The 16266-nt window shown below is 70.3% G+C and carries 17 protein-coding genes; 9 read left to right on the top strand and 8 right to left on the bottom strand.

All coding sequences use genetic code 11. The features are described 5' to 3' along the window. Positions 1-923, top strand: a 923-nt coding sequence (gene secF, locus AC2H6A_RS10950; protein WP_484273434.1) for a protein translocase subunit SecF, incomplete at its 5' end; no start/stop codon positions are given. A 44-nt stretch (positions 924-967) separates the two neighbouring features. Then, entirely contained in the window at positions 968-1636 is a 669-nt protein-coding gene (locus AC2H6A_RS10945) for a cytochrome b/b6 domain-containing protein (protein ID WP_484273432.1), read from the top strand. 33 nt (positions 1637-1669) lie between these two features. Here the strand turns inward: AC2H6A_RS10945 and AC2H6A_RS10940 are convergent, their stop codons facing one another. Both AC2H6A_RS10940 and purB read right to left on the bottom strand, forming a co-directional pair. Then, positions 1670-2125 carry a c-type cytochrome gene (locus tag AC2H6A_RS10940; RefSeq protein ID WP_484273430.1) on the bottom strand — a complete coding sequence of 152 codons (456 nt, stop codon included), beginning with the start codon at positions 2123-2125 and terminating at the stop codon, positions 1670-1672. 191 nt (positions 2126-2316) lie between these two features. Beyond that, complete coding sequence (gene purB / locus AC2H6A_RS10935; protein ID WP_484273428.1) at positions 2317-3681, bottom strand: adenylosuccinate lyase; 1365 nt, start codon at positions 3679-3681, stop codon at positions 2317-2319. A 63-nt stretch (positions 3682-3744) separates the two neighbouring features. Between purB and AC2H6A_RS10930 the strand changes: the two genes are divergently transcribed. Next, positions 3745-4362, top strand: coding sequence for a glutathione S-transferase family protein (locus AC2H6A_RS10930; RefSeq protein WP_484273426.1), 618 nt, complete (start codon positions 3745-3747; stop codon positions 4360-4362). 72 nt (positions 4363-4434) lie between these two features. Here the strand turns inward: AC2H6A_RS10930 and AC2H6A_RS10925 are convergent, their stop codons facing one another. From AC2H6A_RS10925 to AC2H6A_RS10915, 3 genes are read right to left on the bottom strand one after another with little or no spacing between them, the layout of a single operon-like run. Beyond that, the gene (locus AC2H6A_RS10925) at positions 4435-6039 is read right to left on the bottom strand and encodes an FMN-binding glutamate synthase family protein (RefSeq protein WP_484273424.1); all 1605 of its coding nucleotides are present in this window, start codon (positions 6037-6039) and stop codon (positions 4435-4437) included. Then, positions 6036-7157: a tRNA 2-thiouridine(34) synthase MnmA gene (mnmA, locus tag AC2H6A_RS10920; protein ID WP_484273422.1), complete on the bottom strand. Its 1122-nt coding sequence runs from the start codon at positions 7155-7157 to the stop codon at positions 6036-6038. The genes AC2H6A_RS10925 and mnmA overlap by 4 nt, the downstream gene beginning before the upstream one ends. After that, the gene (locus AC2H6A_RS10915) at positions 7150-7632 is read right to left on the bottom strand and encodes an NUDIX hydrolase (protein WP_484273420.1); all 483 of its coding nucleotides are present in this window, start codon (positions 7630-7632) and stop codon (positions 7150-7152) included. Before AC2H6A_RS10915 ends, mnmA begins: the two co-directional genes overlap by 8 nt. 77 nt (positions 7633-7709) lie before the next feature. Here AC2H6A_RS10915 and AC2H6A_RS10910 point away from each other — a divergent pair, with 77 nt between their 5' ends. From AC2H6A_RS10910 to AC2H6A_RS10885, 6 genes are read left to right on the top strand one after another with little or no spacing between them, the layout of a single operon-like run. After that, entirely contained in the window at positions 7710-8828 is a 1119-nt protein-coding gene (locus AC2H6A_RS10910; protein WP_484273418.1) for a Re/Si-specific NAD(P)(+) transhydrogenase subunit alpha, read from the top strand. 41 nt (positions 8829-8869) lie between these two features. After that, on the top strand, positions 8870-9184 hold the full coding sequence (locus tag AC2H6A_RS10905) for an NAD(P) transhydrogenase subunit alpha part 2 (protein ID WP_484273416.1): 315 nt from the start codon (positions 8870-8872) through the stop codon (positions 9182-9184). After that, positions 9181-9459 (top strand): hypothetical protein, encoded by a 279-nt coding sequence (locus AC2H6A_RS10900; RefSeq protein ID WP_484273414.1) that lies wholly within the window; start codon positions 9181-9183, stop codon positions 9457-9459. Before AC2H6A_RS10905 ends, AC2H6A_RS10900 begins: the two co-directional genes overlap by 4 nt. Continuing rightward, positions 9456-10970: an NAD(P)(+) transhydrogenase (Re/Si-specific) subunit beta gene (locus tag AC2H6A_RS10895; RefSeq protein ID WP_484273412.1), complete on the top strand. Its 1515-nt coding sequence runs from the start codon at positions 9456-9458 to the stop codon at positions 10968-10970. The genes AC2H6A_RS10900 and AC2H6A_RS10895 overlap by 4 nt, the downstream gene beginning before the upstream one ends. A gap of 16 nt (positions 10971-10986) precedes the next feature. Further along, complete coding sequence (locus tag AC2H6A_RS10890; protein WP_484273410.1) at positions 10987-11751, top strand: metallophosphoesterase family protein; 765 nt, start codon at positions 10987-10989, stop codon at positions 11749-11751. An 11-nt stretch (positions 11752-11762) separates the two neighbouring features. Continuing rightward, positions 11763-12173 (top strand): DUF4870 family protein, encoded by a 411-nt coding sequence (locus AC2H6A_RS10885; RefSeq protein ID WP_484273408.1) that lies wholly within the window; start codon positions 11763-11765, stop codon positions 12171-12173. Between the two features lie 19 nt (positions 12174-12192). Here AC2H6A_RS10885 and glcF read toward each other — a convergent pair whose 3' ends face one another. The 3 genes from glcF to AC2H6A_RS10870 all read right to left on the bottom strand — a co-directional run bounded on the left by glcF (position 12193) and on the right by AC2H6A_RS10870 (position 16151). Continuing rightward, a complete protein-coding gene (gene glcF, locus AC2H6A_RS10880; RefSeq protein WP_484273406.1) occupies positions 12193-13431 on the bottom strand; it encodes a glycolate oxidase subunit GlcF in 1239 nt (412 codons plus the stop codon). A gap of 4 nt (positions 13432-13435) precedes the next feature. Next, positions 13436-14557, bottom strand: a complete 1122-nt coding sequence (glcE, locus tag AC2H6A_RS10875) for a glycolate oxidase subunit GlcE (protein WP_484273404.1) — start codon at positions 14555-14557, stop codon at positions 13436-13438. 70 nt (positions 14558-14627) lie between these two features. Beyond that, a complete protein-coding gene (locus AC2H6A_RS10870; RefSeq protein ID WP_484273436.1) occupies positions 14628-16151 on the bottom strand; it encodes an FAD-linked oxidase C-terminal domain-containing protein in 1524 nt (507 codons plus the stop codon). Positions 16152-16266: the final 115 nt, after the last annotated feature.

Raw genomic sequence — 16266 nt, 5'->3', positions numbered from 1 at the left:
GAGACATCCCGTTCATGCGGCATGCCCTGGCGTTCAACATCGTCTCGCTGCTGACCTTCGTGGCGGCGGTCGCCTTCCTGGCGGTGCGCGGTCTGCACTTCTCCATCGAGTTCACCGGCGGCACGGTGCTCGAGGTGAGCTACCCCCAGGCCGCCGAGCTCGGCGCCATCCGCAAGACGGTCGAGAACCTGGGCTTCACCGACGCCCAGGTGCAGAACTTCGGCACCGCGCGCGATGTGATGATCCGGCTGCCGCTGCGCAAGGGCGAAACCTCGGCCCGGCAGAGCGAGCAGGTGATGCAGGCCCTCAAGGCCCAGGACGCGAAGGCCGAGCTGCGCCGGGTGGAGTTCGTGGGCCCGCAGGTGGGCGAGGAGCTGGCCACCGACGGCGCGCTGGCGCTGCTGTTCGTGGTGGCCGGCATCATGATCTACCTCGCCATGCGCTTCGAGTGGAAGTTCGCGGTGGCCGCCATCGTGGCCAACCTGCACGATGTGGTGATCATCCTGGGCTTCTTCGCCGCCTTCCAGTGGGAGTTCTCGCTGTCGGTCCTGGCGGCAGTGCTGGCGGTGCTGGGCTACTCGGTGAACGAGTCGGTGGTGATCTTCGACCGGGTGCGCGAGAAGTTCCGCGAGCGCGCCGCCCGGAACATGAGCGCGCCGGAGGTGCTCGACCATGCCATCACCAGCACCATCTCGCGCACCATCATCACCCACGGCTCCACCCAGCTGATGGTGCTCTCGATGCTGATCTTCGGCGGGCCCACGCTGCATTACTTCGCGCTGGCCCTCACCATCGGCATCCTGTTCGGCATCTACTCCTCGGTGTTCGTTGCCGCGGCCATCGCGATGTGGCTCGGCGTCAAGCGCGAGGACCTGATCAAGCCGGCACGCAAGAAGGATGACGGGCAGCCCGAGCTGCCCTGAACGCCGGTCGCGCCCCGCGGCGCCCACCCTCACCGAGCCATCCCATGACCGACACCGCCGTCCGCATCTGGGATCTGCCCACCCGCCTGTTCCACTGGCTGCTGGCAGGCTGCATCATCGGCTCGCTGGTATCGGTGAAGCTCGGCGGCAATGCCATCATCTGGCACTTCCGCTTCGGCTACGCCATCCTGGCGCTGGTGCTGTTCCGGCTGGTCTGGGGCCTGATCGGTCCGCGCTATGCGCGCTTTGCCAGCTTCCCGCCCAGCCCGGGCGCAGCCCTCGCCTACCTGCGCGGCCGGCATCCCGGCAGCGCCGGCCACAATCCCCTGGGCGCTTTCTCGGTGTACGCGTTGCTGCTCGCACTGGCGGTGCAGGCAGGCACCGGCCTTTTCGCCAACGACAGCATCATGTGGGACGGACCGCTCAAGCCGCTGGTGTCCTCAGCCACCAGCGACCTGCTCACCACCGTCCATCGCGTCAACCGCGTGGTGCTGCTCGCGCTGATTGCGCTGCACCTGATGGCCATCGGCTGGTATTCGCTCGCGCGCCGCGAGCCCTTGCTGCCGCCCATGCTGCGCGGCGATCGGCGCTATCCGGATGCGGCGCAAGCGCCACTCGCCGCGCGCGACGACGCTGGCGTGCGCGCGCTGGCGCTGGTGGTGGCGGTGGTCTGCGCCGCCGCCGTGGCCGGCCTGCTGTCGCTGGGCCGCTGACCGCCCTGCCGGGCGGCGCAGCCCGGCGCCCGATCAGTCCTTGCGGAACTTGTCGTGGCAGGCCTTGCACGAGGCGCCCACCGCGCCGAGCTGCGGGCGCAGGGTGTCGAGACTGGCCGAGGCGGTGACCAGCTTGGCGGTCTCGGCCTGCATCTTGTCGGCAGCCGCCTTGAAATCGGCGGCGTTGGCCAGGCCCTCGGGCTTCAGGCGGGTGTCGCCAGCCGCCGAATTGGGCACGAAGGCCTCCCAGGGCAGGTGGCCGGCCATGTCCACGGTGCGTGCCGAGGCCTGCGCCACCGCAGCATCGAAGGGCCGATCGCCACGCGCCATGGCCGACAGGCGGCCCATGTTCGCCCCCATGATGGTGAAGGCCGCCTTGCGGTACTTGATGGCGTCTTCCACCTTGGCGAACTGGGCGGCGGCGGGCACCGCGAACAGGGCGCCCGCGGCGAACGCGGCGCCGGCAAGGCTCAGGGCAAGCTTCTTCATGGCAGGACCTTTCAGGGTGACGACGGGCGCGGATCAGCGCCGGATCGGGCGATGCCGCGAGACGCGGCTTCCAGGGGAGCAAACGGGGCCGGTGACCGGATTATTCCCGATCGGGGCGCGGTCGGGTGAACCGCGGTCAGGATCGGTCGCGCCGCCCGGGCCCGCTCAGACCTGCCGCGAAGTCCGCCCGCTCAGACCGCCCGCGCCAGCGCCACCGCGGCGCCAAGGTAGGTGGCGGGCGTGAGCGCCCGCAGGCGTTCGCGCTCGGCCTGCGGAATGGGCAGGCGGTCGACAAAGGCAGCGAGCTCGGCCGGACCGATGCGCCGGCCACGGGTGAGCTCCTTGAGCTGTTCGTAGGGGTTGGGCACGCCGTAGCGGCGCATGACGGTCTGGATGGGCTCGGCGAGAACCTCCCAGTTCTCGTCGAGATCGGCCGCCAGCCGGGCGCGGTCGACCTCGAGCTTGCCCAGGCCGCGCAGGCAGGCATCCCAGGCCAGCGCCGCGTAGCCGAGCGACACGCCGACATTGCGCAGCACGGTCGAGTCGGTGAGATCGCGCTGCCAGCGCGACACCGGCAGCTTCTCGGCGAGATGACGCAGCAGCGCGTTCGACAGCCCGAGGTTGCCCTCGGAGTTCTCGAAGTCGATGGGGTTGACCTTGTGCGGCATGGTCGAGGAACCGACCTCGCCAGCCACGGTCTTCTGCCGGAAGTAGCCGATCGAGATGTAGCCCCAGAGATCACGGTCGAGGTCGAGCACGATGGTGTTGAAGCGGGCCAGCGCATCGAAGAACTCGGCCATCCAGTCATGGGGCTCGATCTGGATGGTGTAGGGATTGAAGCTCAGGCCGAGCGATTCGACCACCTGCCGCGAGAAGGCCGGCCAGTCGATCTGCGGGCAGGCCGCCAGATGCGCGTTGTAGTTGCCCACCGCGCCGTTCATCTTGGCGAGGATCGGCACCTCGGCCAGGCGCTGCAGCGCGCGCTCGAGCCGTGCCACCACATTGGCCAGTTCCTTGCCCAGCGTGGTGGGCGTGGCCGGCTGGCCGTGGGTGCGCGAGAGCATGGGCGCATCGGCGAGCGCGTGGGCCATCTCGCGCAGCCGGTCGATCAGCCGCCGCCCTGCCGGCAGCAGTACCTCGGCGCGCGCACGCCCGAGCATCAGCGCATGCGAGGTGTTGTTGATGTCCTCGGAGGTGCAGGCGAAGTGGATGAACTCGGCCGCAGCCTCGAGCTGCGGCTGCCCGGCCACCGATTCCTTCAGGAAGTACTCCACCGCCTTGACATCGTGGTTGGTGATCGCCTCGATCGCCTTGATGCGCGCCGCCTGCTCGAGGCCGAACCCGGCCACCAGCTGTCCGAGGAACCCGCGCGCGGCCGCATCGAAGGGCGGCAGCTCGGGCAGGCCGGCATCCGACAGCGCGATCAGCCAGGCCACCTCCACCTCGACCCGGAAGCGCATGAAGGCCGCTTCAGAGAGCAGGTCGCGCAGCGGGCCGAGGCGCGCGGCATAGCGTCCGTCGAGCGGAGACAGGGCGGTGAGTGACGAGGTATCCATGGCCGCGATGCTAGCACCCGCACCCCCTTTGCTATACTCGACCGGCTCGACTCGCAGGGTTCCATGAAGCTGATCGGTTCAGACACCAGCCCGTTCGTGCGCAAGGTGCGCATCGTGATGGCCGAGAAGAAGATCGAGTACCGCTACCAGCCCGAAGATGTCTGGTCGCCGGACAGCGGCATCCGCCAGCTCAACCCCCTCGCCAAGGTGCCCTGCCTGGTCATCGATGACGGCTCGGCCATCTTCGATTCCCGCGTCATCGTCGAGTACCTCGATGCCCTCACCCCGGTCCACCGCCTGATTCCGCCGGGTGGCCGTGAACGCATCGATGTGCGCTGCTGGGAGGCGCTGGCTGATGGCCTGCTCGATGCCGCGGTGCTGATCCGGCTGGAGCACACCCGGCGCGAGCCGGCACAGCGAAGTCCCGCCTGGATTGCGCGCCAGCAGACCAAGATCGATGACGCCCTCACGGCGATGTCGCAGTCGCTGGGCGAGCAGCCCTGGTGCTGCGATGGCCGCTACTCGCTCGCCGACATCGCCACCGGCTGCGCCCTCGCCTATCTCGACCTTCGCTTCCCCGAGAACGCCTGGCGCGAGCGCCATCCCAATCTGGGTCGGCTGCTCGAGCGCCTGAACACCCGTCCGGCCTTCGCCGACACGGTGCCCATCGCCCCGGGCTGAGCGGCGCCCGCTGGCGCGGGTTGGCGCGGGCGCAGGCCGGGCCTGAATCGCGCGCGGCCGCGAGGTCGGCCCTCAGGCTGCCTGAAGTCCGAAGCGATCGGGTCGGGCCGCAGCCCAGAACTGCCGGAACACCGCCTGTCTCGGCTCGCCGGCCAGCAATTCGCCGGGCGCAAGGAACTCGTGCAGTTCGGCCAGCGACCGGACCTCGGTGGACGAGATCCGGCGCAGGATGTGGCGCGGCGCAATCTGCGCGGGATGATCGAGGCCGGCGGCCGCCACCAGCTCGGCCAGCGCGCGCAGGGTGTTGCCGTGGAAGGCATGCACCCGCTGCGCCTTGTCGGGCACCACCAGGGCGCGCTGGCGCAGCGGATCCTGGGTGGTGACGCCGGTGGGGCAGGTGCCGGTGTGGCAGCTCTGCGCCTGGATGCAGCCGAGCGCGAACATGAAACCGCGGGCGCTGTTGCACCAGTCGGCGCCCAGGGCCATGGTGCGGGCGATGTCGAAGGCCGAGACGATGCGCCCGGCCGCGCCCAGCCGGATGCGCTCGCGCAGGCCCGCGCCCACCAGGGTGTCGTGCACCAGCATCAGGCCGTCGCGCATCGGCATGCCCACCCGGTCGAGGAACTCGGCTGGCGCCGCGCCCGTGCCGCCCTCCTTGCCATCGATGACGATGAAGTCGGGGGTGATCCCGGTCTCGAGCATCGCCTTGGCGATCGCAAACCACTCCCAGGGATGACCGATGGCCAGCTTGAAGCCGGTGGGCTTGCCCCCGCTCAGGGTGCGCAGGCGGGCGATGAATGCCAGCAGCCCGATCGGGGTGTCGAAGGCGATGTGCGCGGCCGGCGAGATGCAGTCGGTCCAGACCGGCACGCCGCGAGCCTGCGCGATCTCGGGCGTGACCTTCGGTCCGGGCAGCACCCCGCCATGGCCGGGCTTGGCGCCCTGCGAGAGCTTGAGCTCGATCATCTTCACCTGCGGCTCACGGGCATTGCGCGTGAAGGCAGCCTCGTCGAAGCGGCCATCCGCGTCGCGGCAGCCGAAGTAGCCGCTGCCGATCTCCCAGATCAGGTCGCCGCCGTGCACCCGGTGATGCACGCTGATCGAGCCCTCGCCGGTGTCGTGGGCAAAGCCGCCGAGGCGCGCGCCACGATTGAGCGCGAGGATGGCGTTGGCCGACAGCGAGCCGAAGCTCATCGCCGAAATGTTGAAGACCGAGGCCTGATAGGGCTGGGTGCAGGCCGGCCCACCGATGACGGTGCGGAAGTCCTCGCCGGCGGGCCGCCCCGGCACGATGGCATGGTTGATCCACTCGAAGCCCGGCGCGTAGACATCGAGCTGCGTGCCGAAGGGCCGCTTGTCGAGCTCCTGCTTGGCCCGCTGATACACCATCGCGCGCTGCTCGCGCGAGAACGGGATGGCCTCGGTGTCGGACTCGATGAAGTACTGCCGGATCTCGGGCCGCACCCGTTCCAGGAGGAAGCGCAGGTGACCGATCACCGGATAGTTGCGCAGGACGGCGTGGCGGGTCTGGATCAGGTCTCGCACACCGAGCGCGACCAGCGCCACCGCGGCCGCGGCCCAGCCCCAGCCCAGCCGCGCGGTGAACCCGGCCCAGACGAGCGCGAGCGCGCCCAGCACCACGAGGGCGAACGCGAGATAGCGCAGATGGCGGGTCATGGCAGGGAGGACGAAGCGATCAGGCCGCCGCCCAGACACACCTCGCCCCGGTAGAGCACCGCCGACTGCCCGGGCGTGACCGCCCATTGCGGCTCGGTGAACTGCAGCGCGAAGTGCTCCGCGTCCAGCGGCGAGAACACGCACTCGGCATCGGCCTGACGGTAGCGGGTCTTGGCCCCGAGCCGCGCGCCGGCCGCGGGCGGGTGGCCGGCGATCCAGTGCGCGCTGTCGGCCTGCAGCGCGGCACTCATCAGCCAGGGATGATCATGCCCCTGGACCACGGTGAGGGCGTTGCGGGCGAGGTCCTTGCGCGCGACGAACCAGGGCTCGCCACTGCCGCCCCGCAGACCGCCGATGCCGATGCCCTTGCGCTGCCCGAGCGTGAGGAAGGCAAGGCCCTGGTGCTCGCCGATGCGTTCGCCGGTGTCGGTGAGCACCGGCCCCGGCCGGGTGGGCAGGTAGCGGTTGAGGAACTCGCGGAAAGGCCGCTCGCCGATGAAGCAGATGCCGGTGGAGTCCTTCTTGGCCGCGTTGGGCAGGCCGATGCGCGCGGCGATCTCGCGCACCTCGCGCTTGAGCATGCCGCCCAGCGGGAACAGGGCACGGGAGAGCTGCGCCTGCGAGAGCCGGTGCAGGAAGTAGCTCTGGTCCTTGCCGGCATCGACGCCGCGCAGAAGCTCGTAGCGCAGGCCCTGCGCCGCGCCCGGATCGGGCAGCGCGCGCACCCGGGCGTAGTGGCCGGTGGCGATGCACTCGGCGCCCATGCGCATGGCGTGTTCGAGGAACGCCCGGAACTTGATCTCGGCGTTGCACAGCACATCGGGGTTGGGCGTGCGCCCGGCCGCGTACTCGCGCAGGAACTCCGCGAAGACCCGGTCGCGGTACTCGGCCGAGAAGTTCACCGCCTCGATGTCCACGCCCACGACATCGGCGGCGCTGGCCGCATCGATCCAGTCCTGGCGGGTGGAGCAGTGCTCGTCGTCGTCGTCGTCTTCCCAGTTCTTCATGAACAGGCCGATGACCTCGTAGCCCTGCTCGCGCAGCAGCCACGCGGTGACCGAGGAGTCGACCCCGCCCGACATGCCCACCACCACCCGGCGACGACGCGGCTCAGTCACGGGGCAGCAGGCAGTCAGGGTGGGTGTGGATGAGATCGAGCGGGTAGCGGCGACCGGCGAGGTGATCGTCGATGCAGCGCTGCACCTGCGGGCTGCGGTGCTCGGCGGCGCGGGCCCGGATCTCGTCGGCGGTGAGCCAGACGGCGCGCACGATGCCGTCATCGAGCGCACGCCCTGGCTCGTGGCCGAGCCAGCGGCAGGCGAAGGCGAAACGCAGATAGGTGACATCGATGCCCTGCGCGGCATGGCGGTACCGCGACAGGTACACGCCCACGCAGGCCAGGGCCTGCACCCGCTGGGCGGTTTCCTCGAGGGTCTCGCGCACCACCGCCTGCTCGAGCGACTCGGCAGGATCGAGGTGACCGGCGGGCTGGTTCAGCCGCAGGCCGTCGCGGGTGTGTTCCTCGACCATCAGGAAGCGTCCATCGCGCTCGACGACGGCCGCGACAGTGACATTGGGCTTCCAGTCGACCATTCCCAAGTTTAGCGGATGGACATGCTCTAATGCAGCCCGAACGCCAACGCGGCCCCTGCCGCGGGAGGACCTTTCCTATGCTGATCGGAGTTCCGGCCGAGTCCCGCCCCGGAGAAACCCGGGTTGCGGCCACCGCCGAAACCATCAAGAAACTCGTCGCCGCCGGCCACCGCGTGGTCGTGCAGTCGGGCGCCGGCACGAACGCCGCCCAGACCGACGATGCCTGCCGCGCCGCCGGCGCCGAGATCGTCGACGCCGACACCGCGCTCGGCGCCGACATCGTGCTCAAGGTGCGTCTGCCGCAGGCCGACGAACTCGCCCGCATGAAGCGGGGTGCCACGCTGGTGGGCATGCTCGAGCCCTTCAACAACGACGGCATTGCGGCCATGAACACCGCCGGCCTGACCGCCTTCGCGCTCGAGGCCGCGCCACGGACCACCCGCGCGCAGAGCATGGATGTGCTCTCCTCGCAGGCCAACATCGCCGGCTACAAGGCAGTGCTGCTGTCGGCGGCCACCTACGGCCGCATGATGCCCATGCTGATGACCGCGGCTGGCACCATCAAGGCGGCCCGCGTGCTCATCCTGGGCGCCGGCGTGGCCGGCCTGCAGGCGATCGCCACCGCCAAGCGTCTTGGCGCGGTGATCGAGGCCTCCGATGTGCGCCCCGCGGTGAAGGAACAGATCGAGTCGCTCGGCGCCAAGTTCGTCGATGTGCCCTTCGAGACCGACGAGGAACGCGAGATCGCCAAGGGCGTGGGCGGTTACGCCCGGCCGATGCCCGCCTCCTGGATGCAGCGCCAGTCGCAGGCGGTGGCCGAGAAGATGAAGCTCGCCGACATCGTGATCACCACCGCGCTGATCCCAGGGCGCAAGGCGCCGGTGCTGATCACCGAGGACATGGTGCGCGCCATGAAGCCCGGCTCGGTCATCCTCGACATGGCGGTCGAACAGGGCGGCAACTGCGCCGTCTCGGAAGCCGGCCAGACCGTGATCCGCCACGGCGTGACCATCATCGGCCAGCCCAACCTGCCGGCCACCGTGCCGGCCGATGCCTCGGCCCTCTACGCACGCAACCTGCTCGACTTCCTCAAGCTGCTGCTCACCAAGGAAGGCGGGCTGAGCATCAACCGGGAAGACGACATCGTCGCCGCCTGCCTGATGTGCGCCAACGGCGAGATCACCCGCCGCAACTGAGTCGCGGGCCCCGCCCGCGCCAATCATCGCCAGGAACCTCCATGGAAGCGATCAGCCCCACCGTCGTCAACCTGATCATCTTCGTGCTTGCCATCTATGTCGGCTATCACGTGGTCTGGAATGTCACGCCCGCCCTGCACACCCCGCTGATGGCGGTGACCAACGCGGTCTCGGCCATCATCATCGTGGGCGCCATGCTCGCCGCGGCCCTCACCGGCACGGTGCTCGGCAAGACCATGGGGGTGCTTGCCGTGGCGCTGGCCTCGGTCAATGTCTTCGGCGGCTTCCTGGTCACCCGGCGCATGCTCGAGATGTTCAAGAAGAAGGCGCCCAAGAGCGGCGGAGCGGCGCGGTGAACGCGCGCGGCTTCGTCATCCTGCTGCTGTTCGCGGTCGCCGCCTCGGTGGGGGTAGGCCTGCTGGTCGAGCGCTTCACCGCGCCCGGCTGGGAGCGCACCTTCTGGTTCGCCGTCGGCCTCGCCCTCATCCTGTTCCCGGCCGGCCGCTTCGCCGAGCGCCGCGGCTGGATCCACGGCTTCTGGCAGGCCGGGCCGGCGCGCCCCGCCACCAAGTCCTCCCAGGGGGAGCCCGCCTCCTCCGCCACCCGCCAGACGAGCGGAGATTCCCGATGAGCCCGAACCTGAACCTGGTGGTCCTGCTGTACCTCGTCGCCTCGGTGTGCTTCATCCAGGCGCTCAAGGGTCTGTCGCACCCCACCACCTCCATCCGCGGCAATGTCTTCGGCATGGCCGGCATGACCATCGCGGTGGTCACCACCGTGGGCCTGATCGCCATGATGACCACCGGCGTGGCCGGCGGGCCGTCGCTCGGCGCCGGCCTGGGCTGGGTGCTGCTCGGCCTGGTGGTGGGCGGCGGGGCCGGCACCCTCATGGCCAACCGGGTCGAGATGACCAAGATGCCCGAGCTGGTGGCGTTCATGCACAGCATGATCGGCCTGGCGGCGGTGTTCATCGCGATCGCCGCGGTGGTCGAGCCCTGGGCCTTCGGCATCACCCCCATGCCCAAGGAGCTGATCGTCGGCGCGCAGACGCCCTCGGGCACGCTGGTGGCCGACATCGTGGCGCGCGCGGCCATCCCCGCCGGCAACCGGCTCGAACTCTTCCTGGGCGCGGCCATCGGCGCGATCACCTTCAGCGGTTCGGTGATCGCCTTCGGCAAGCTCTCGGGCAAGTACAAGTTCCGCCTGTTCCAGGGCGCGCCGGTGGTCTTCCCCGGCCAGCACATGGTCAACCTGATCCTGGGCATCGCCACCGTGGGCCTGGGTCTGGTGTTCATGGCCACCGAGAACTGGACCGCCTTCTTCGTGATGCTGGCGCTGTCCTTCGTGCTGGGCGTGCTGATCATCATCCCGATCGGCGGCGCCGACATGCCGGTGGTGGTGTCGATGCTCAACAGCTACTCGGGTTGGGCGGCGGCCGGCATCGGCTTCTCGCTGAACAACAGCATGCTGATCATCGCCGGCTCGCTGGTCGGCTCCTCGGGCGCCATCCTCTCGTACATCATGTGCAAGGCGATGAACCGCTCGTTCTTCAATGTGATCCTCGGCGGCTTCGGCGGTGAGGCGGCGGCGGCCACCGATGGCGCGGCGCAGGCCCAGCGGCCGGTGCGCTCGGGCTCCTCCGACGACGCGGCCTTCCTGCTGAGCAACGCCGAGACCGTGATCATCGTGCCCGGTTACGGCCTGGCGGTGGCCCGCGCGCAGCACCCCCTGAAGGAGCTGGCGCAGAAGCTCACCGACAAGGGCATCACGGTGAAATACGCCATCCATCCGGTGGCCGGCCGCATGCCCGGTCACATGAACGTGCTGCTGGCCGAGGCCGAGGTGCCCTACGACCAGGTCTTCGAGATGGAAGACATCAACTCCGAGTTCGGCGACACCGATGTGGTGCTGGTGCTCGGCGCCAACGACGTGGTCAACCCGGCGGCCAAGGACCCCAAGTCGCCGATCGCCGGCATGCCGATCCTCGAGGCCTACAAGGCCCGCCAGGTGATCGTGAACAAGCGCAGCATGGCCTCGGGCTATGCCGGCCTCGACAACGAGCTCTTCTACATGGACCGCACCCTGATGGTCTTCGGCGACGCCAAGAAGGTGGTCGAGGACATGGTCAAGGCGGTCGAGTAAGCCCGCGCGGCGCGGCATGCGTCTGCAGCTGCTCTCGGACCTGCATCTCGAGAGCGAGCCCTTCGATCCGCAGCCGGCACCGGGTGCCGACCTGCTGGTGCTGGCCGGCGACATCGACGCCGGCCACGAGGGGCTCGACCGCTTCGCCGGCTGGCCGGTGCCGGTGGTCTACATCGCCGGCAACCACGAGTACGACCATCGCGATGTCGATGCCGCGCAGCAGACGCTGCGCGAGCGCTGCGCGCGGCTGGGCTTCACCATGCTCGAGCGCGACGCCATGGTGATCGACCATGGCACCCGCCGGATCCGGCTGCTGGGCACCACCCTGTGGTGCGACTTCGACCTTCTCGGGCCGGCCGAGCGCGAGCGCTGCATGCGCGCCGGGGCGTTCTTCCTCGACCGGGTGCAGTGCTCCACCCGCGATGGCCGGCCCTTTGGCGCAGCCGAGGTGCGCGAGGAGTTCGGGCGCTGCCGCGAGTGGCTCGCCGCCCAGCTCTCGCTGGGGCGGCGGGGCGCGCACTGGGACGAGACCGTGGTCATCACCCACTTCGGGCCCTCGGCCCGCAGCGCCGATCCGCGCTACGGCCTGCAGCCGGCCAGCGCGAGCTTCTGCAGCGACTGCGACGATCTCATGGGCCGCTCGGCACTGTGGTTGCACGGCCACCTGCACTGCCGCCATGATTACCAGCTGGGCGGCACCCGGGTGGTGTCCAATGCCCGCGGCCATGTCGAGCGCGGCGAGGCCGATGGCCACGACCCCGGGTGGCTGGTCGAAGTCTGAGAGGAGTTTCCATGAGCGAGCTCATCCCCCGTGACCCTCCCGAGGCTTCGCCGGGTCAGACGCCGCGGCCCGAGCCGGGGTCGCGGGAAGACCGGCTGCGCCGCATCTGCCTGTTCGACTATCTGCTGCACATCGTGGGCCTGCTGCTGTCGGCGGGCCTGCTCTCGGTGATCGCGCTGATCGTCAACTACCTGAAGCGCGACGAGGCCAACGGCACCGTCTACCGCAGCCACATGGACTGGATGATCGCCACCTTCTGGTGGACGGTGCTGTGGGTGGTGCTGCTGTTCGTGCCGATGATGGTGGTGACGATCTTCAGCTTCGGGCTGCTCGCCTGGGTATTCCTGCTGCCCGGACTGTGGTTCCTCTACCGCATGATCAAGGGCCTGCTGCGCCTCACCGAGCAGCGCCCGGTGCCCTGAGCCGGCCCGGCCGCATGGCTCAGGCGATCGCGTCGTCGAGCCACTCGATCCAGTGCCGCACCGGCGTGTCGGTGCCTGACTGCAGGTGCCCGATGCAGCCGATGTTCGCCGAGAGCACCATCTCGGGCGCGCCCGCCTGCAGCGCCGCGAGCTTGCGCTCGCGCAGCTGCGTGGACAGCACCGGCTGCAGCACCGAGTAGGTGCCGGCCGAGCCGCAGCACAGGTGGGCATCGGCCACCGGCTGCACTTCCACGCCCAGCGAAACCAGAAAGCGCTCGACCTCGCCGCGCACCTGCTGGCCGTGCTGCAGCGTGCACGGCGGATGAAAGACCACGCGCTGCGCCGGCTTGCGGCGCAGCAGCGCGCCGAGCCGGTCGGCGGCCGCGGCGAACTCGCGCGGCAGCCACTGCGCCAGATCGAACATGGCCTGCGCCACCCGCTGCGCGCGCGGCGCGTACACCGGATCGTCGCGCAGCAGGTGCGGATAGTCGCGCACCATGGCGCCGCAGCCCGAGGCATTGATCAGCAGGGCCTCGACCTGGCCGCTGTCGATCAGCGGGAACCAGGCGTCGATATTGCGCCGGGCATCGGCCAGCGCGCCCTCGTGATCGTTCAGGTGATGACGGATGGCCCCGCAGCAGCCCGAGCCGGCCGCGTAACGGGCCTGCACCCCGATGGCATCGAGCACGCGGATGGTGGCCGCGTCGATGCGCGGCATCATGGCCGGCTGCACGCAGCCATCGAGCAGCAGCACCTGACGGGCATGGCTGCGGCCGGGCAGCGGCCCCGGCGCGCGGCGGGCCGGCACCTTGGCCTGCAGCGCGGCTGGCAGCACCGGGCGCAGCGCCTGCCCGACGCGCATGGCCGGATCGAACAGCCAGCGACGCGTCATGCCCTCGCGCAGCGCGCCGCGCAGCAGCCGCTGGCCCAGCGGACGCGGCGCCTGGGCTTCGACCAGGCTGCGACCGATGTCCACCAGGTGGCCGTAGCGCACGCCCGACGGGCAGGTGCTCTCGCAGTTGCGGTAGGTGAGGCAGCGGTCCAGGTGCTCGCGGGTGGCATCGGTGGCCGGCTTGCCCTCGACCACCTGCTTGATCAGGTAGATGCGCCCGCGCGGGCCGTCGAGCTCGTCGCCGAGGATCTGGTAGGTGGGACAGGTGGCGGTGCAGAAGCCGCAGTGCACGCAGCTGCGCAGGATGGACTCGGCCTCGCGCCCCTCGGGGCGGTCCTTGAGCCAGTCGGCGAGGTGGGTTTCCATCGGGTCAGAGATCCGGGTACAGGCGACCGGGGTTGAAGATCCGGTTCGGGTCGAACTCGCGCTTGAGACGGGCGTGCAGACCGGCCAGCACCGGCGACAGCGGCTGGAACACGCCGGCGGGCGGTGGCCCGCCTTCGCCCGGACGGAACAGGCTGGCGCTGCCGCCGACCGCGGCCGCGGCTGCGCGCACCGCCGCGGCATCGGCCGCGCCGCGATACCAGCGCAACGCCCCGCCCCACTCGAGCACCGGCTCTCCCGCCAGCGCAAGCGGTGGCGCCACCGACGGCACCGAGATCCGCCACAGCGGCAGCCCGCCCGCGAAGGCCGGGTGCTCCTGCTCGCGCAGTGCGGCCCAGAAAGCCGTGGCGGCCTCGGCATCGAGCTCGCGCGCGCCGTGGCGCGGACCGAGCTGGGCGACCGCGGCCGACACCGCAGCGGCAGCGCCCGAGAGCCGCAGATGCAGCTCGCCCGCCGACCAGGCGGTGGCCGACACCGGCAACGGCTTGCCGGCCCACTGGTTGAACCAGCTCAGGGCCTGGGCCTGATCGCAGGCCATGACCAGCGTGAGCTCGCGCGCCGGTCGGGGCAGCACCTTGAGCGAGACCTCGGTGATCAGGCCGAGCACGCCGAGCGAGCCGCAGAGCAGCCGCGAGACATCGTAGCCGGCCACATTCTTCATGACCTGGCCGCCGAAGCGCAGCCACTGGCCGCGGGCATCGAGCAGGCAGGCGCCCAGCACGAAGTCGCGCACCGCGCCGGCGCTGGCGCGGCGCGGACCCGAGAGGCCCGCAGCCACCATGCCGCCGACGGTGGCCGCCGCCCCGAATGCAGGCGGCTCGAAGGCGAGCATCTGCCCGGCCTGCTCGAGCGCCGCCTGCAGTTCGGCCAGAGGCGTGCCGCAGCGCGCGGTGACCACCAGCTCGGTGGGCTCGTAGGCGACGATGCCGCGGTACTCGCGGGTGTCGAAGCGATCGCCGATCGCCGGCTCGCCGTAGAAGGCCTTGGTCGCGCCGCCGTGCAGCTGCAACGGCGCCCCGGCGGCATCGGCCGCACGGATGCGATCGCGCCAGCGCAGGAGCACCGGATCGGCCGGGCCCGCCGGGAGCGGTGAGCTTGAGGAGGTCATGGCGCGGGGGCTCGGGATCGAAGACGACGGGATCGGGGGCAGCACGGGCGCAGCGGATCGGCCGGGCGCTTCAGAAGCGGGGCAGATCGGCGAAGGGCAGCCGCCCGCCGTGAATGTGCATCTTCCCGTACTCCGCGCAGCGCGACAGGGTGGGGATGGCCTTGCCGGGATTGAGCAGACCTGGTTCGTCAAAGGCGCGCTTGACCGCGAAGAAGGCGGCCCGTTCCTCGGGGGAGAACTGCACGCACATCGAATTGATCTTCTCGATGCCCACGCCGTGCTCGCCGGTGACCGTGCCGCCGAGCTCGACGCACAGCTCGAGGATCTCGGCGCCGAAGAGCTCGGCGCGCTCCCACTGCGCGCGATCGTTCGCATCGAAGAGGATCAGCGGGTGCAGGTTGCCGTCGCCGGCATGGAACACATTCATGCAGCGCAGGCCGTACCGATGCTCCATGTCGGCGATCGCCGCGAGCATGCGGCCGAGGTTCTTGCGCGGGATGGTGCCGTCCATGCAGTAGTAGTCGGGCGAGATGCGCCCGGCCGCCGGGAACGCGTTCTTGCGCCCGGACCAGAAACGCAGCCGCTCGGCCTCCGACTGCGAGACCCGGATGGCGGTGGCCCCGGAACCGCGCAGCACCTCGTCGATGCGGGCGATCTCCTCCTCGACCTCCTCGGGCGTGCCGTCGGACTCGGCCAGCAGGATGGCCTGCGCGTCGAGGTCGTAGCCGGCCTTCACGAAGGGCTCGACCGCCTGTGCGGTCTTCTGGTCCATCATCTCGAGCCCGGCCGGGATGATCCCGGAGGCGATGATGCTGGCCACCGCGTCGCCGGCCCGGATGACATCGTCGAACGAGGCCATGACCACGCGCGCCACCTGCGGCCGGGGCACGAGCTTCACGCTCACCTCGGTGACCACGGCGAGCATGCCTTCGGAGCCGATCAGCAGCGCGAGCAGGTCGAGGCCCGGCGCGTCGAGCGCCTCGGCGCCGAACGTCACCGCCTCACCCTCGATGGTGTAGCCCCGCACCTGCAGCACGTTGTGCACGGTGAGGCCGTACTTCAGGCAGTGCACGCCGCCGGAGTTCTCGGCGACATTGCCGCCGATGGTGCAGGCAATCTGCGACGACGGATCGGGCGCGTAATAGAGCCCGTGGGGCGCGGCGGCCTCCGAAATGGCGAGATTGCGCACCCCGGGCTGCACCCGCGCGATGCGCGCGAGCGGATCGAGCGACAGGATGCGGTTGAGCTTGGCCAGGCCGAGCACCACGCCGCTGGCATGCGGCATCGAGCCGCCCGACAGACTGGTGCCGGCGCCGCGAGCCACCACCGGCACCTGCAGCTCATGGCAGGCGCGCAGCACCTGCACCACCTGCGCCTCGGTCTCGGGCAGGGCGACCACCATGGGCAGCTGCCGGAAGGCCGAAAGGGCATCGCACTCGTAGGGGCGGGTGTCCTCCTCGCGAAAGAGCACGCAGTGCGCCGGCAGGCATTCCCGCAGACGCGCGGCCACCTGGGCCTGGCGCTGCGGCGTGGCGGCCTGGGTGACGTCGGAGAACCGGGGCTCGGCGAGCGAGGCGGCAAGCGGGGCGGAGATGTCGTTCACTCGCGCAGACTAGCGGCTGGGGCGGCGCGGGGATAGTCGGGAAAACGCGAAAGATCTTTGCGATCGAGACACAGACGCGCCGCGCGCGCGGCGGATCGCCCACAAT

Source organism: Quisquiliibacterium sp., assembly GCF_982640115.1.
Note: the sequence above shows the minus strand (reverse complement) of the source record. Positions and strands in the feature narration are given on the sequence as shown.

Coding starts and splice junctions, on each gene's coding strand:
- AC2H6A_RS10945 (WP_484273432.1), top strand. CDS start 968: ATGACCGACACCGCCGTCCGCATCTGGGATCTGCCCACCCGCCTGTTC.
- AC2H6A_RS10940 (WP_484273430.1), bottom strand. CDS start 2,125: ATGAAGAAGCTTGCCCTGAGCCTTGCCGGCGCCGCGTTCGCCGCGGGC.
- purB (WP_484273428.1), bottom strand. CDS start 3,681: ATGGATACCTCGTCACTCACCGCCCTGTCTCCGCTCGACGGACGCTAT.
- AC2H6A_RS10930 (WP_484273426.1), top strand. CDS start 3,745: ATGAAGCTGATCGGTTCAGACACCAGCCCGTTCGTGCGCAAGGTGCGC.
- AC2H6A_RS10925 (WP_484273424.1), bottom strand. CDS start 6,039: ATGACCCGCCATCTGCGCTATCTCGCGTTCGCCCTCGTGGTGCTGGGC.
- AC2H6A_RS10915 (WP_484273420.1), bottom strand. CDS start 7,632: ATGGTCGACTGGAAGCCCAATGTCACTGTCGCGGCCGTCGTCGAGCGC.
- AC2H6A_RS10910 (WP_484273418.1), top strand. CDS start 7,710: ATGCTGATCGGAGTTCCGGCCGAGTCCCGCCCCGGAGAAACCCGGGTT.
- AC2H6A_RS10905 (WP_484273416.1), top strand. CDS start 8,870: ATGGAAGCGATCAGCCCCACCGTCGTCAACCTGATCATCTTCGTGCTT.
- AC2H6A_RS10895 (WP_484273412.1), top strand. CDS start 9,456: ATGAGCCCGAACCTGAACCTGGTGGTCCTGCTGTACCTCGTCGCCTCG.
- AC2H6A_RS10890 (WP_484273410.1), top strand. CDS start 10,987: ATGCGTCTGCAGCTGCTCTCGGACCTGCATCTCGAGAGCGAGCCCTTC.
- AC2H6A_RS10885 (WP_484273408.1), top strand. CDS start 11,763: ATGAGCGAGCTCATCCCCCGTGACCCTCCCGAGGCTTCGCCGGGTCAG.
- glcF (WP_484273406.1), bottom strand. CDS start 13,431: ATGGAAACCCACCTCGCCGACTGGCTCAAGGACCGCCCCGAGGGGCGC.
- glcE (WP_484273404.1), bottom strand. CDS start 14,557: ATGACCTCCTCAAGCTCACCGCTCCCGGCGGGCCCGGCCGATCCGGTG.